General features: G+C 72.5%; 1 protein-coding gene. It reads left to right on the top strand.

What is annotated here, in order from left to right:
- Positions 1 to 688 (top strand): ketoacyl-synthetase C-terminal extension domain-containing protein (locus tag BI06_RS45285; protein ID WP_043479115.1); only part of this gene is annotated, 688 nt, incomplete at both ends.

Below are 688 nucleotides of genomic sequence, written 5' to 3'. Positions count from 1 at the left end.
TGGACGTGGTGGAGGCGCACGGTACGGGGACGCGGTTGGGCGACCCGATCGAGGCGCAGGCGCTGCTGGCGACGTACGGTCAGGACCGGCCCGCGGACCGTCCGGTTTGGATCGGCTCGCTGAAGTCGAACATCGGCCATGCCCAGGCCGCGGCGGGTGTGGCGGGGGTCATCAAGTCAGTGCTGGCGATGCGGCACGGGGTGATGCCGAAGACGCTGCACGTGGACGCTCCGACGCCCGAGGTGGACTGGTCGGCGGGAGCCGGCCGACTGCTGACGGAGGCCCGTGCGTGGGACGACACGGGACGTCCGCGCCGGGCGGGTGTGTCCTCCTTCGGCATCAGTGGGACCAACGCGCACGTGATCCTGGAGTCTGCGCCGGCCGAGGCCCCGGTCGGGGCGGTGGAGGGTAACCGGCGTCCTCGGGCGGTGGTGTGGCCGGTGTCGGCGCGCAGTGCGGAGGCTCTGCAGGCGCAGGCAGAGGCGTTGGCGGCACGGGTGGAGGCCGAGCCCGGGCTCGATCCGGCGGACGTGGGTTACTCGTTGGCGGTGGGGCGTGCGTCCTTCGAGCACCGTGCGGTGGTGGTGGGCGGGGACCGGAGCGAGCTGCTCGGTGGGGTGAAGGCGCTGTCGCAGGGTGCTGCGGTGTCCGGCGGCGGGTTGGTTTCCGGTCGTTCGGTGTTGGTGTT

The sequence above is a fragment of the Kitasatospora sp. MBT66 genome (genome assembly GCF_000710405.2).
In the GTDB taxonomy this organism is placed as follows: domain Bacteria; phylum Actinomycetota; class Actinomycetes; order Streptomycetales; family Streptomycetaceae; genus Kitasatospora; species Kitasatospora purpeofusca.
The sequence above is the reverse complement of the archived record's forward strand: the minus strand, read 5'-3'. Positions and strand labels throughout refer to the sequence as shown.